General features: G+C 41.9%; 16 protein-coding genes. All 16 read right to left on the bottom strand.

Going from position 1 to position 14492, the window contains the following annotated elements; all coding sequences use genetic code 11:
* Positions 1-87 precede the first annotated feature (87 nt).
* Positions 88-363, bottom strand: coding sequence for a FlhB-like flagellar biosynthesis protein (locus AKG37_RS12395; protein WP_003211418.1), 276 nt, complete (start codon positions 361-363; stop codon positions 88-90).
* Positions 360-2096 carry a hypothetical protein gene (locus AKG37_RS12400; RefSeq protein WP_060699092.1) on the bottom strand — a complete coding sequence of 579 codons (1737 nt, stop codon included), beginning with the start codon at positions 2094-2096 and terminating at the stop codon, positions 360-362. Before AKG37_RS12400 ends, AKG37_RS12395 begins: the two co-directional genes overlap by 4 nt.
* A gap of 27 nt (positions 2097-2123) precedes the next feature.
* The gene (locus AKG37_RS12405; RefSeq protein WP_060699093.1) at positions 2124-2888 is read right to left on the bottom strand and encodes a ribonuclease HII; all 765 of its coding nucleotides are present in this window, start codon (positions 2886-2888) and stop codon (positions 2124-2126) included.
* 76 nt (positions 2889-2964) lie between these two features.
* Positions 2965-3813 carry a ribosome biogenesis GTPase YlqF gene (gene ylqF, locus AKG37_RS12410; protein WP_060699094.1) on the bottom strand — a complete coding sequence of 283 codons (849 nt, stop codon included), beginning with the start codon at positions 3811-3813 and terminating at the stop codon, positions 2965-2967.
* 86 nt (positions 3814-3899) lie between these two features.
* Positions 3900-4247, bottom strand: coding sequence for a 50S ribosomal protein L19 (gene rplS / locus AKG37_RS12415; RefSeq protein WP_003212364.1), 348 nt, complete (start codon positions 4245-4247; stop codon positions 3900-3902).
* Positions 4248-4384: 137 nt separating this feature from the next.
* The gene (gene trmD, locus AKG37_RS12420) at positions 4385-5119 is read right to left on the bottom strand and encodes a tRNA (guanosine(37)-N1)-methyltransferase TrmD (RefSeq protein ID WP_060699095.1); all 735 of its coding nucleotides are present in this window, start codon (positions 5117-5119) and stop codon (positions 4385-4387) included.
* Entirely contained in the window at positions 5116-5640 is a 525-nt protein-coding gene (rimM, locus tag AKG37_RS12425; RefSeq protein WP_060699096.1) for a ribosome maturation factor RimM, read from the bottom strand. The genes trmD and rimM overlap by 4 nt, the downstream gene beginning before the upstream one ends.
* A gap of 8 nt (positions 5641-5648) precedes the next feature.
* Complete coding sequence (locus tag AKG37_RS12430; protein WP_060699097.1) at positions 5649-6035, bottom strand: YlqD family protein; 387 nt, start codon at positions 6033-6035, stop codon at positions 5649-5651.
* 103 nt (positions 6036-6138) lie between these two features.
* Complete coding sequence (locus AKG37_RS12435) at positions 6139-6384, bottom strand: KH domain-containing protein (RefSeq protein WP_041108963.1); 246 nt, start codon at positions 6382-6384, stop codon at positions 6139-6141.
* Positions 6384-6656: a 30S ribosomal protein S16 gene (rpsP, locus tag AKG37_RS12440; RefSeq protein WP_060699098.1), complete on the bottom strand. Its 273-nt coding sequence runs from the start codon at positions 6654-6656 to the stop codon at positions 6384-6386. The genes AKG37_RS12435 and rpsP overlap by 1 nt, the downstream gene beginning before the upstream one ends.
* Positions 6657-6761: 105 nt before the next feature.
* Positions 6762-8102, bottom strand: a complete 1341-nt coding sequence (gene ffh / locus AKG37_RS12445) for a signal recognition particle protein (protein ID WP_058014005.1) — start codon at positions 8100-8102, stop codon at positions 6762-6764.
* 13 nt (positions 8103-8115) lie between these two features.
* Complete coding sequence (locus AKG37_RS12450) at positions 8116-8448, bottom strand: putative DNA-binding protein (protein WP_060699099.1); 333 nt, start codon at positions 8446-8448, stop codon at positions 8116-8118.
* A gap of 141 nt (positions 8449-8589) precedes the next feature.
* The gene (ftsY, locus tag AKG37_RS12455; protein WP_060699100.1) at positions 8590-9576 is read right to left on the bottom strand and encodes a signal recognition particle-docking protein FtsY; all 987 of its coding nucleotides are present in this window, start codon (positions 9574-9576) and stop codon (positions 8590-8592) included.
* Between the two features lie 22 nt (positions 9577-9598).
* A complete protein-coding gene (gene smc, locus AKG37_RS12460) occupies positions 9599-13159 on the bottom strand; it encodes a chromosome segregation protein SMC (RefSeq protein ID WP_060699101.1) in 3561 nt (1186 codons plus the stop codon).
* Between the two features lie 105 nt (positions 13160-13264).
* Complete coding sequence (gene rnc / locus AKG37_RS12465; RefSeq protein WP_060699102.1) at positions 13265-14008, bottom strand: ribonuclease III; 744 nt, start codon at positions 14006-14008, stop codon at positions 13265-13267.
* 183 nt (positions 14009-14191) lie between these two features.
* Positions 14192-14425, bottom strand: a complete 234-nt coding sequence (acpP, locus tag AKG37_RS12470; RefSeq protein WP_034317822.1) for an acyl carrier protein — start codon at positions 14423-14425, stop codon at positions 14192-14194.
* Between the last annotated feature and the right edge of the window lie 67 nt (positions 14426-14492).

Consider the following 14492-nt stretch of genomic DNA (forward strand, 5'->3'; position numbering starts at 1 on the left):
CTATGTAAAATCGTAAAATCCTTCTAAACATTCAAACTTTTATTTTATTAAAAATATAAATTTTTCTGCCAAATCACTTATTTTACCTTATTTTTTCATTTTTTGATCTAACCTGTAGATAAACGAAAATATTTCTGCTACAGTATCGTATAACGCTTCAGGGATCTCCTCATCTAGTGTTAAGTGGCGCATGAGTTCGACTAAATTACGGTCTTCCTGAATAGGGACTCCCGATTTTTTAGCTTCTTCAATAATATGATCTGCTACATAGCCGCTACCTGTTGCAACGACTTTTGGCGCCTTTTGTTTTTCTTCATCGTAATGTAGAGCGACCGCTCTTCTAAGCGGTTTTGAATCCTTCATACTCGTAAGTCCAGCCCTTTCTCGCTGATTTTATGAAAGTGTTCATCTAGGAAGTGAGACGGATCTACTGGCTCTTGTCTCTTTTTTGCTGTAATTCCTGTTAAACTGTACCCTAGGGCATTTAAATTCTCTCGTACAGCCGGAATCATTGGATTAATGGTTCCTTGCAGTTCATGGGCTGTCTCGACTGTAATGGACATGACCTTTTGCTGAATCGTACAGTCTATCAAGGTTTCTTCAAGATTTTCCATATTTAAGTAAAACATGAGGCGGCACTGAGAAATGTCAATTGAGCCATCTTTGTTCTTATGTCCTTTTAAAATAAAAGTTAAATCTTGCACACTATGTTTTGAGAAAAGAGGATAAGAGACCATCATTTGGCTGACGGTTTGGTTCTCCTGCTGCACAAATAACTGTCCATTCAATCTATGAAACAATTGTTCCACTTCTTTTTTAACAGGCTCTGGTAAATCCGCCTGCCTCACCTCATTTAAGACAAGCTTTAATTGGTGCAGCTCCTGACTTTTGACATCCTGGCTGCCTTTTTCGAGCAGTTTCAGCATACCGATTTCATCACGCACACCGATTGCCTTTTTCATCGTCATTAGTAAATCGAGCACATCAGTTTTATTGCTTAATGCGGGTTCTGTCTGCTGCACAACCTGAGCCAATGCTTTCGCCTCTGGTTTCGAAAGGAATGGAAACTCTTTTTGAAGCACAGCTGCTTTTGCGTCAGGCTGAGATCCTGCCTGTTGAAGCCCTTGCAATAGTGACGTAAGCTGTTTTAAGTTAGGCTCTTGCTGCCCATCTGCACCTTGTTTCATTAAACTTGCCAGTATCCGTTCAATTTGGTGAAGCGGGACTTGCAGCTCTTTTGGACTTGCTGACTGCTGTACGTTAGGCTGAAGAACTTGGGACGGCTGACGCTCTTGAACGATTGGGGCATGGCTATTTTCTTTTTGCTGAGACAAGTTGAGCTGAGTTGTTACTGGTATATTGCCGCCTTGCTTCGCCCCGTCTTCTCTCGCTGCTAGAAGGACCGTTAAGAGCTTTTCTGCATGGACGGTTGTCTCAGCATCTACGACTGACCGAACGGCTTGTGTGAGAGCCTGTGTGGCTTCTGTGTGCTTCGGCAGCTGTGTTAATCGATCTAATAGCGCTGTCATATCCTGATGAAGAGCAGAGGATGATTTCACGGCTAATATTGATTGAAGCACCCCTTGCTGAATCGGTAAATCTTTCTTTAAAGCAAACAGAAGTGCTTGGAGCCCTTTTTTCACATCCGCTCCTTGAAGCTGTTCGATCCACTTCACTGCCGTTTTTAACTCTCCTTCGTTAATGACGGATTTTTCTTTTAAAAAAGCTGTAGCTGTCAGCATGTTTTCAAGCCCATTTTTAAGTGAAAGACCTTCTAATAGTTTGGCTGCTGCATCCTTTAACGTTTTTGGATCTTGATCAAATTGCTGAACAGGCCTGAGCCTATTGAGGCTGCCTCCGCCTTCTTGTTCAAATTGGAACCAATAAAATGCATCTGCTTTCAGCTGTGCCGCCAACTGCGCTTTTATTTTGGTTGAGCCTATTTGAACAAGGGCTGTATCATCTCCAAGCATTTTCAGTACTTTACCGAGAATCAGCCGATGAACATTTTCCTTCCCTTCGGTGTTTAATGGAACAGATTCGGCCGTATTCAGCCGGCTATTCAGTGCTGTATGTATATCCTCAACTCTTGTCATTACAGGCAGCCTCCTTAGGTCAAATATTTATGAAATAACAGATTTCACTGGTGCAAACGATAATCGATGGATCGGAGTCGCGCCATGTGCTTGAATTGCATCCAAGTGCTCTTTCGTTCCATACCCTTTATGTTTTTCAAATAGATACTCAGGATACTGGCGCCCGTATTCTTCCATCATCTGATCTCTTGTCACCTTCGCAATACATGCACCTGCTGCGATGGATGCACTTTTTGCATCTCCTTTGATGATATTCTCTTGGGGAGTAGGAAGCGGGAGTGTCATAGCATCTATGAGCAAATAATCAGGTGAATGAGTTAACTGCTCCACAGCTCTCACCATCGCCAGTCTTGATGCTTCGTATATGTTCATTTCATCTATCGTAGCCGCATCAACAATGCCGATTCCTATATCAAGTGCTTCTTTTTGAATGAGGTCATAATAAGCCAATCTTTTTTTCTCAGATAATTGCTTTGAGTCGTTTAAACCGAGCAGGACTGTATCTTTCTTTAAGATAACAGCTGCTGCGACTACTGGGCCGGCCAGCGGTCCTCTTCCCGCTTCGTCTATTCCTGCAATACATGTGTATCCCTGCGCCTTTGCTCTGTTTTCAAATTGCAGCATGTCATTCCATGCTGCAAGAAGTTCTTGCTGCTTTTCTCTCTCTTTGTGCCACTTTTCTACGAGTTTGTGGACACTTTTTCTCGTATCATCTTTCACAAGCTCATGAATGTATGACTCGTCGTGGAAGTTCTTTTCTATTAGTTCTTTGATTTGTTTTACTGTGTACATAGGCTTCTTCGTGGCCTCCTTCTTTATATCGGCAGTTTTTCGCAAAAAATAAAGACCCGCATGAGCTGCGTGTCTTTTAGCTTTCAGGCTTCTCAAAAGTGAGGGGACCAAATTTTTCTGTTCGAATATCCCGAATAATGATTTCGGTGGTTTTGTCGTAGTTAATGAATCCCCCGCTCATTAGACAGCCTCGCTTTGTACCGATTGCATCAAACAGCTCAACTGTATCTTCAGGTATCTCTGCCAGGTCATAGCGTTTTTTTAATCGCTCTGGATAGTTTTCTTCTAGAAAACGAAGTGCGTACACAGCGACATCCTGTAAGTTGATGATGGAGTCTTTGATCGCTCCAGTCACTGCAAGTCTAAGCCCTACTTGCTCATCTTCAAACTTTGGCCAGAGAATTCCAGGGGTATCAAGCAGTTCTAGCTCTTTCCCTACCTTCACCCATTGCTGAGATGTCGTAATACCAGGCCGGTCTCCTGTTTTGGCAATGTTCTTTTTTGCTAAACGATTGATTAAGGTCGACTTTCCAACATTGGGAATCCCGATAATCAGTGCTCGAATGGCACGTGGTTTGACGCCTTTTGCTTTCATGCGGTCGAATTTTTCTTTTAAGATTTCTTTTGAAGTCGTGATGATCTGATTTAACCCTTGTCCATCAACAGAGTTAATGGCAAGTGAGCGAACGCCTTGCTGATCAAAGTGCGCCTGCCACTCCTTTGTCATACGAGGATCTGCTTTATCTGCTTTGTTTAAGAGCATGATTTTGGGTTTGTTTTGAAGGATTTCTTCGATCATTGGGTTTCTAGAGGACATCGGAATTCTTGCATCGGTTAATTCGAAAACGATGTCGATGAGTTTTAATTTTTCTGTGACTTCACGTCTTGCTTTTGCCATATGGCCTGGAAACCATTGAATCGTCATATGTGCACCTTCTTTCTTCCATCTTATCTCTATACATTACAAAAAAAGAGCCTGTTACAGGTAACAAGCTCTTTCCTTTGATATCATTATCGTCTGATTTCTTTGATACGAGCCGCTTTACCGCGAAGTTCACGTAGGTAGTAAAGTTTCGCACGACGTACCTTACCGTGACGTACAACTTCGATGTTAGCGATTTTTGGTGTGTGTACAGGGAAAGTACGCTCAACGCCTACACCGTAAGAGATCTTACGAACTGTGAAAGTTTCGCTGATTCCACCACCACGACGCTTAATTACAACACCTTCAAAGATCTGGATACGCTCACGAGTACCCTCGACAACTTTAACGTGTACACGTAAAGTGTCACCAGGACGGAACGCAGGAAGATCAGTGCGTAATTGTTCTTTTGTGATTTCTTCAATCAAATGTTGCATCGTTTTCAACTCCTTCCAACAGATGCTCATGTCCTCTTTCTTCATTGCAGCGGAACATCGTTTTCAAACTTGAGTCAGCAAGCCGCCCAAGTCACAAGTAGTATCATACCATACCTCTATGCCGTGTGCAATACAATCTAGTCATTATGAAGCTGCCAAAGCCATCTTTTTTCTTCGTCCGATAATGTTTTGCACGAATCGATCAAATCTGGCCGTCTTGTATAGGTTCGCTTCAAGGATTCTTTGCGCCGCCACTCTTCAATTTTGGCATGATTTCCAGAGAGGAGCACATCCGGCACTTTTAGTCCTTTATAATCAGCTGGTCTTGTATAGTGCGGGTGCTCAAGCAGGCCTGTACTAAATGAATCTTCGATGTGAGACGCTTCTTTTCCAAGCACATGAGGCAAAAGCCTGACCACACTGTCTGCAATCATCATCGCCGGCAGCTCTCCGCCTGTGAGAACGAAATCTCCGATTGAGATCTCATCTGTGACAAGATGCTCCCTGATGCGCTCATCATAGCCTTCATAGTGGCCGCAAATGAACATAAGGTGCTCTTCTTTTGCAAGTTCTTCTGCCTTCTTTTGTGTATACCTTTCCCCTTGAGGGCAGACAAGAATGATTCGGGGCTTCTTGCTTGCTTTCTTCGTCAAATCTTCTACCGCATCAAATACGGGCTGTGCTTTCAGTACCATACCAGCACCGCCGCCATACGGATAGTCATCCACTGTTTTATGCTTATGATCTGAATACTCTCTAAAATTGACGACTTGAAATGAGACGGCATCTTTCTCCTGTGCTTTTTTTAAGATGGATGAGTGAAGCACACCTTCGAACATTTCAGGAAAAAGAGTTAAGAAATCGATTTTCATTCGTCAATGAGTCCTTCCATCACTTCTATGTGTACGGTTTTGGATGAGATATCGATCTTTTTGACGACAGATGGAATATATGGAATGAGGGCATCTTTTTTGCCTTTTCTTCCAACCACCCACACATCATTTGCCCCTGGTGTTAAGATTTCTTTGATTTTGCCGACAAGTTTGTCTTCTTCATCGTATACTTCACAGCCAATGATTTGGTGGAAATAAAACTCTCCTTCGTCTAATGAGCCAAGATGTTCTTTTTCTACCTTTAAGATCGACTCTTTCAGAAGCTCTGCTTCATTTAATGAGTTGATTTCTTCAAATGTGAGCAAATCAAACTGTTTGTGCTGGCGGTGTGATGCGACAGTCACCTTTAGCGGCTCGCTTTGACCTTGTTTAAAAATATAAAGGACGCTTCCCTTTTTGTAGCGCTCTTCTGGGAAATCCGTCTTTGACACGACACGTACTTCTCCGCGCACTCCGTGTGTATTGACGATCTTTCCAACGTTCAACCATTCTATCTCCATGTTCTCAATCACCCCTGACGTATTTCCACAATGGTGCCGTCTTTCACGACGATGACATTGTCTTGCATCTTGTCATCCCATTTATCACCTATTTTTACTTCAACCAGTGCATCCACTTCCGTTTCTTTCATTTCACTTCCAAGCGGCAAAATATGAAGCTGCTCTACTTGAAAATCAATTTGCCGGATCTTCTCTTGCCTTTTATCAATGGCTTTTTGAAATTGAGGGATGGCTTCTTGCTGGTTTGGTTCTTTTTCATGCTTTTTTAATTGAAAATATAATTGATTGCATTCACGTTCTAGTCTTTCTTTTTTCTCCAAAAAAGTCGTTAACAGTTTGTCCTTACTGCTTTCAGTTAATACTTGCATCACGGTGACATGTTGAATGATCTGCATCTTCCTTTTTGTCCCCCTATCCGAAGGCATTTGTCCTCTACAGTATAACGAAAAATAGATTTAAACGTGTAAAAAAAGGGGAGGTCCTAAGCCCTCTCCCTTTTTAGTCAGCAATCTCAAGTTGAACTTTCTTAGAAGACTCTGCACTTGCTGCAAAAATGACTGTTCGTATCGCTTTTGCTGTACGTCCCTGCTTTCCGATCACTTTTCCGGTATCTTCAGCATTGACAGACAGTGTGTAAATCAGCTGCTCATCTTTTTCTAATGAAGATACATGAATATCTTCAGGGAAATCAACAAGTGGCTCGACGATGGACACAATCAATTCTTCCAAGGACAGCTCATTCATTATTTGCTGTTTTTCGCATTATGAAATTTTTCAAGAATTCCTTGGCTTGAGAAAAGGTTGCGAACTGTATCAGATGGTTTCGCACCATTTTGAAGCCATTTAAGCGCTAATTCTTCGTTGATTTTCACCTCAGCTGGTGATACCACTGGGTTGTAAGTTCCAACTGTTTCGATGAAACGACCGTCACGTGGTGAACGAGAATCTGCTACAACAATACGATAGAAAGGAGATCTTTTTGATCCCATACGTTTTAAACGAATTTTTACTGCCATTTTACTAGCACCTCCGAAAATATTTCAACAAGATAGTATATTAACAATGATAAAAGGGTTTGTAAAGTGTTTTTTCTTAACAACGGTTTTATCATGTATAACCAATTACATAAATGGTAATTTAAAGCCCTTTTTCTTTCCTTTGGACATGTTGGTCATCTGCTTCATCATCTTTTTCATTTCGTCAAATTGCTTTAAAAGGCGATTGACTTCCTGTACAGATGTTCCGCTTCCTTTTGCAATCCGTTTTCTTCGGCTTGCATTGATGACCTCTGGCTGTTCTTTTTCCTCAGTCGTCATTGATTTAATGATCGCTTCAATGTGATTGAGCTGCTTTTCGTCTACTTGGACGTTTTTGAGCCCTTTCATTTTACCGGCTCCCGGCATCATTTGGATCAATTCATCAAGTGGACCCATATTACGAACTTGGCCAAGCTGCTCGAGGAAATCGTCGAGTGTGAAGCTCATTGTCCGCATTTTTTGCTCAAGCTCTTTCGCTTTATCTTGGTCGACGTTTGCCTGTGCTTTTTCAATAAGCGTGAGCACATCTCCCATGCCAAGAATTCTTGATGCCATACGCTCCGGATGGAATGGTTCAATGGCATCAAGCTTTTCTCCTAGAGCAGCGAATTTAATTGGCGTATTGGTGACAGCTCGAATAGAAAGTGCTGCACCGCCTCTTGTATCACCGTCTAGTTTTGTTAGAACGACACCTGTTAAACCAAGCTGTTCATTAAAGCTTTTTGCAACATTGACAGCATCTTGACCTGTCATAGAGTCAACAACAAGGAAAATTTCTTCTGGACTCGCTACTTCTTTTACTTTCTGAAGTTCATCCATCAATTCTTCATCAATATGAAGACGTCCTGCTGTATCTAAAATGACATAATCATGGTGTTCTTCTTTCGCTTTTTCAATTGCCTGTTTGGCAATTTCGACAGGGCTGACTTGATCACCTAATGAAAACACCGGCATATCAAGCTGTTTCCCGAGCGTTTGAAGCTGCTGGATCGCTGCTGGTCTGTAAATATCTGCAGCCACCATCATCGGCTTGCGGTTATGTTTTTTGCGAAGTAAATTGGCAAGCTTCCCAGTTGTGGTTGTTTTACCTGCCCCTTGAAGACCAACCATCATAATGACGGTCGGAGATTTTTTCGCTACAGCGATCTTACTCTCTTCTCCGCCCATTAATTCAGTGAGTTCTTCTTTTACAACTTTAATGACCTGTTGTCCCGGGGTAAGGCTTTTCATGACCTCTTGTCCAACTGCCCGCTCACTTACTTTTTTCACAAAGTCTTTGACTACTTTAAAATTGACGTCAGCTTCAAGAAGGGCAAGGCGTACCTCGCGCATCATTTCTTTTACATCTTGTTCTGACACTTTTCCTTTGCCGCGGATTTTTGAAATCGTCTGCTGCAGTCGGTCGGCTAATCCTTCAAATGCCATACTGTGCCGCCTCCTAATCTAATTTCTCAAGCGATTCAATTAAAGCTTCTGCTTCTTCCGTTTGTGCGGAATCTGCTACAAGCTCTCTCATTTTTGTGAGAAGTTCTTTACGCTCTTTAAATTTCTTAAACAAGAGCAGCTTTTCTTCATATTGTTCAAGCATCGCTTCAGTCCGTTTAATATTATCATAAACAGCCTGCCTTGATACTTCATATTCATCCGCAATTTCACCGAGGGAAAAATCGTCTAGGTAGTAAAGCGACATGTAGCTCTTTTGCTTTGCGGTCAACAACGATTGATAGAAGTCAAACAAGTAATTCATTCTCGTTGTTTTTTCAAGCGTCATGGGCTCTCTCCCCTTTGTTAAGTTCATTCCCTTTACATCAACTAAGTTTACACGGTTCTCTCTTGTGTGTCAAGTTTTTATCTTGTCACTTGATAGAGCAGCGTATAAATAAAAATGCCAGCAGTTTTGCCGGCATTTTTGTTAGTCTTGTTGATCAATTACGTCTGAGAATAATCCATACACATACGATTCTGCATCGAACTCTTGCAGATCGTCCACCTTTTCACCTAAACCGACAAGCTTCACGGGGATGTTCAGCTCATTTCGAATCGCAAGAACAATCCCGCCTTTTGCAGTACCGTCCAGCTTTGTTAAAGCAATCCCTGTTACATTTGTCGCTTTAGAAAATTCCTTGGCTTGTGCCATCGCGTTTTGACCCGTTGTTGCATCAAGGGCGAGCAAAACTTCATGCGGGGCATCTGGAATTTCGCGCTCAATGACTCTTTTGACCTTCTCCAGCTCTTTCATCAAGTTGACTTTGTTTTGAAGTCTTCCAGCTGTATCGCAGATGAGGACATCCGCATTTTTTGCTTTTGCTGATTGAACAGCATCATAGATCACCGCTGCTGGATCAGAGCCAGCTGTTTGTTTGACGACAGGGACACCTGAACGCTCTCCCCAAACTTCAAGCTGCTCAATGGCACCGGCACGGAACGTATCACCAGCTGCTAAAATGACGGATTTCCCTTCATTTTTCAGCTTGTTTGCAAGCTTGCCGATGGTCGTTGTTTTCCCAACGCCGTTGACACCTACAAATAAAATGATATTTAAACGACCGTCTTCAATATTCAGTGCAGAGATTTGTTCCTCTCCACTATTATAGATTTCAACCAGTTTTTCAGAAATCACCGCTTGTACTTCACTCGGGTCTTGAATGTTTCTTAATTTCACTTCTTTTTTCAGCTCATCAATCAGTTCCATCACAGTAGTGAAACCAACATCAGCGCCGATTAAAACCTCTTCCAGTTCTTCAAAAAAGTCTTCGTCGACTTTGCGGTAGCGAGAAATCAGTTCATTTACTTTTCCTTGGAAGGAGTTTCTCGTTTTTTCAAGTCCGTCTTTAAACTTTTCTGATACTGAATCGGTTTGCTGCGTAAATTTTTCTTTTAATTTCTTAAAAAAGCTCATTTGTTCAATAACCTCCCTTTCATTACTGGACAAGCTCTTTCGTTTCTTCTAGTTTGACAGATACAAGCTTGGAAACGCCTGACTCCTGCATCGTCACGCCGTAGAGTACATCTGCTTCTTCCATTGTTCCCTTGCGGTGTGTAATGACAATGAACTGTGTTTCTTCGCTGTATTTCTTTAAATATTGCGCAAAACGGAAAACATTTGCTTCATCAAGCGCCGCTTCTACCTCATCTAATACACAGAATGGAACAGGTCTGACTTTTAAGATAGAAAATAGTAAAGCGATCGCTGTTAATGCTCTCTCTCCGCCTGAAAGCAGGCTTAAATTTTGCAGTTTTTTGCCTGGAGGCTGTGCAACAATTTCAACGCCAGAGTTGAGTAAATCAGTTGGATCTGTGAGCTTAAGATCTGCTCTTCCGCCGCCAAATAATGCTTGGAAAACAGTTTCAAAGTGTGCGCGAATTTGAGAGAATGTTTCAGAGAAGCGCTTTGTCATCTCTTGATCCATTTCCTCGATGACTTGGAATAGTGTATTTTTCGCTTCTGTCAGATCATTCCGCTGCTCTGTTAAGAAGAGATAGCGTTCATTCACACGTTCATACTCATCAATGCTGCCTAAGTTTACTGTTCCAAGCTCTTCAATGGCTAGTTTAATCAGCTTCACTCGTTTTCTTGCTTCATCTGGCGATAACGTCAACTGATACATCTCTTTTGCTCCTTCAAACGAAAGGGCATATTCTTCGTTCAAATAAGCGATCAGGTTGTCGAGCTCGACTTCCATACGGCCAAGCTTAATTTCTTCATCTTTTAAGCCTGTCGTAAGCTGTTTGTAAAGACGCTTTTGTTCTTTTAGTTCACGTTCAGCAAATTCTAATGTTTCAGAAAGAGCAAGACGCTGTTTACGACGCTCTGAAATAAGTGTGGTCGTTTTGTTTTTGTTTTCCAGCTTCTCTTTCGCCGCTTCTTCCAGCTGTTCTGCCCCGCTTGAACTTGATGACATTTCACTTGTTAAGAGTGACAGATCTTCTCTTGTTTCGATCAGTGTCTGTTCTGCCTCTTCTAATTCAGCCATTAGGCTTGAAAGCTTTTCTTGTTCATTCGCTAAGGACTGCTCTTTTTTTGCAAGCGTGATTTTCAGCTCTGTTAATTCGGTAGAAATGGTTTCTTTCGTTGAGCTTTGCGTCTGCTTTCGTTTTGTTAGCGTATTGATTTCTTCATCAAGAGCCGTTAGTTTCTCACCTATAGAAGCTTCAAGTTCAACCTGCTTTTTGTCCTTATCCGCAAGTTCAGTAGAACGCTGCTGCAATTCTTCTTTTTCTTGATCATAGAGTTCAAGATGAGCATTGATATTTTTTTCTGCTACTTGCAGTTCATATAGTTTCCCTTTGAGCTCTTGCTGCTTTTCTCGAAGCGTTTCGCCGCGCTGACGCAGTTCGTTTAATTGGTTTTCATTTGCTCCAATCAATTGCTTCGTTTCTTTTGTTTCTTTTTCAAGGATCGTTGTTTTCTCTTCCATTTCAACGAGCTGCTTTGTTAACGTTTCGATTTCTCGGTTTCTTGAAAGAAGCGAGTTGTTTTTTTTCTTGACGCCGCCACCGGTCATTGAACCGCCGGGATTCACGACATCTCCATCAAGGGTCACGATGCGGTAACGATGCCCAAGCATTTTCGCCAGTTCATTGGCGCCTTTTAAGTCTCTAACAATCAGCACCGTTCCAAGCAAGTTCTGAATGACCTTTTGATACGTTTCGTCAAAGGAAACGAGGTGACTCGCTACGCCGATAAATGCAGCATGCTGCTCTGCTGTTTGGACATCTCTAAGCTGAATGGATCTTTCTTTGATCACATTCATTGGCAGGAAGGTCGCACGTCCAAAGGAATGCTGCTTTAAGTAGCCAATTGCTTGTCTCGCAGCTGCTTCGTTTTCCGTGACTACATGCTGCGTTGCTGCACCTAGCGCAATTTCAATCGCTGTTTCATACTGCTGATCCGTTTGAATCAGTTCTGCAATAGCACCATGAATACCGCCTAATCGTTCTTTTGCCTTTAAGACCTCTTTCACACCTTGGAAAAAGCCTGAGAAGTCTTCCTGCATGGATTCAAGCATCTCTTTTTTCGATTTTGCCTGCTGTACATATTGATAGGCTTGGTAAAGAGCCGTTTCTTTTTTCTCGTATTGTCGTTTCATTTGTTCAAGCTTTTGTTCTGCTTCTCTAAAACGTTTTACCTGGGCCAGAATGTCTTCTTCTAATGCTGAAAGCTGCTGCTCAGCATCTGTTTTCTTTTCTTTAACAGACACTCGTTCTTCGATATGTTTCTGATTATTTTGCGTTAGCCGTTCTAACTGCATGGCGGCTTGTCGCTGCTGCTCTTCTAGTAATGTACGTTCATTCCGAATAGAAGCTTGTTCATTAAGCAAATCAAAATAATCGCTTTTCAGCTGCTCAATTTGACCTTCCACATCTTCACTATGAAGCGACAACTGATGCTGCTTTGTTTTCACTTCATCTTTTAGCTGCTGCACTTCATTTTGCAGGCTGTCCCGCGTGATTTTCTGCTGCTCAATCTTTTCAGTTAACAGCGCCTGCTTTTCAGTTAAACGGACGAGTGTTTCTTCTAACTGCCCTTGGTTTGCAGCTGCATTTTTTTTCCGTTCTTTGAGCACTTCTTTTTTTCCTTCAAGCTTTTCTAATTCCTCACTTGTGAAAAGAAGAACTTCTTGCAGGTCATTAATTGATTCGTCAAGCGCTTGAATGCGGTCTCTCGACTCTTCAATTTTGGCTTCTTTTGCTTGAATATCTGTGGACTGCTTCATTTCATCTTGTTTGAAGCGCTCGACAGCTTCACCAAGTGTTGTCCATTTTTCATGAAGAGCTTCGATATCATGAACAGTCAGGGCAATTTCGACATTTTCAAGCTCTTCTTTTTTTTGCAGATAGTCCTTTGCAATGGATGCTTGCATTCTTAATGGTTCTACTTGATCTTCTAGTTCATGCAGAATATCTTCCACTCGGTTTAAATTGTCCTGCGTTTCAAACAGTTTATTCTCGGCTTTTTTCTTTCTTGTTTTATATTTCAAAACACCAGCCGCTTCTTCAAAGATACTTCTTCTCTCTTCTGCCTTACTTGATAGAATTTCCTCTACCTTTCCTTGGCTGATGATTGAAAAAGCTTCTTTTCCAAGGCCTGAATCCATGAAAAGATCAATAATATCCTTTAAGCGGACAGATTGATTGTTTATGAGAAATTCACTTTCTCCTGAACGATAAACCCTTCTTGTCACACTGACTTCGTGAAAATCGATCGGTAAAAAGTGATCTTCGTTATCTAATGTTAAAGTCACCTCTGCTAGGTTGACTCTTTTTCTTGAGTCACTTCCTGCAAAGATGATGTCTTCCATTTTTCCTCCGCGAAGGCTTTTCGCTGATTGTTCTCCAAGCACCCAGCGGATGGCATCGGTAATATTACTTTTGCCGCTTCCGTTAGGTCCAACGACAGCTGTGACCCCTTTGACAAAGTCCACGGTCACTCGCTGTGCAAAAGATTTGAATCCTATCACGTCTAAACGTTTGAGGAACATGAGAGTGATCCTCCTTATGTATTTAAAGTACTATCATCTTACCATATGAAGTGAAAAAAGATGATGGAAAACAGAGTGAAATCCCCCTGAATGACGAGGGGGATTTTATTGGTTCATATGATGTTTCTGCAATTTAGCAAGTGCTTCCTGTGCAGCGTGCTGTTCTGCTTCTTTTTTAGAGCGTCCATTTCCAACTCCGAGTACTTCGCCTCGAAGGGATACATTCGCTTCAAATTCCCGGTTATGTGCAGGACCCTTTTCATGCAGGATACGGTATTCCAGCACACCTTTTCCATCGCGCTGTACAAATTCTTGCAGCTGGCTTTTAAAGTCCATGACGTGCGAGAACGCTCCGTCGTTAATCTTCGGATAAACGTACGCTTCTAGGAATCGTTCAACTGGCTCCAGTCCCTGATCTAAGTAAAGGGCACCGATAAATGCCTCGAATACGTCCGCTAAGAGTGCTGGGCGTTTTCTGCCGCCTGTCATTTCTTCGCCCTTTCCTAAAAGTACAAGGTCTCCGAATGACAGTTCATGTGCCAATGACACAAGTGACGGTTCACAGACGATTGCCGCTCTCAGTTTCGTTAAATCTCCCTCGCTCATCGCTGGATATTTCGCAAATAAGAACTGAGAGATGGTCAATTCCAAAACAGCATCTCCTAAAAATTCAAGTCTTTCATTGTCCTCGTATGGCTTTTTTCGGTGTTCATTCACATAAGAGGAATGGGTAAAGGCTTGATAAAGAAGTTTTTCATTTTTGAAGTGTACTGAAATGCGCTGCTGGAATTCTCTAAATTGCTCTAGTTTTTTGCTCTGTTTCTGTTTGTCTTTATATTGTTTTGGCATAGCAACCTCCAGGTAGGCGTAATCGCCTTTAAGGATACTGATTATATGGAGTCTCTCTTTCTACATGCAGGGAAACATTGCTCCCAGCATCTGAAAAAGGCTGACAATTGATCAGCTGAATGTGTTGAAACTAACATAAATTTTCAAAGTCCCGTCATGAAAGAGGACGGGACTTTGTTATGCTTATTGCTGGTTATTTATGTAGTTCACAGCGTCACCGACTGTTGCAATTTTTTCAGCATCTTCGTCAGAAATTTCCATATCGAACTCATCTTCAAGTTCCATAACTAGCTCAACTACATCAAGGGAATCAGCGCCTAAATCTTCTTTAAATGAAGCTTCCATTTTCACGTCAGCCTCATCAACGCCAAGGCGGTCTACAATAATTTTTGTTACACGCTCTAATACGTCTGCCATTGCCTTTCACCTCCCCTCAAAGTATTATAGTTGATTCGTTTTTAAAAAACTAGAGAAAACCTAATGA

The sequence above is a fragment of the Bacillus australimaris genome, assembly GCF_001307105.1.
Classification (GTDB): domain Bacteria; phylum Bacillota; class Bacilli; order Bacillales; family Bacillaceae; genus Bacillus; species Bacillus australimaris.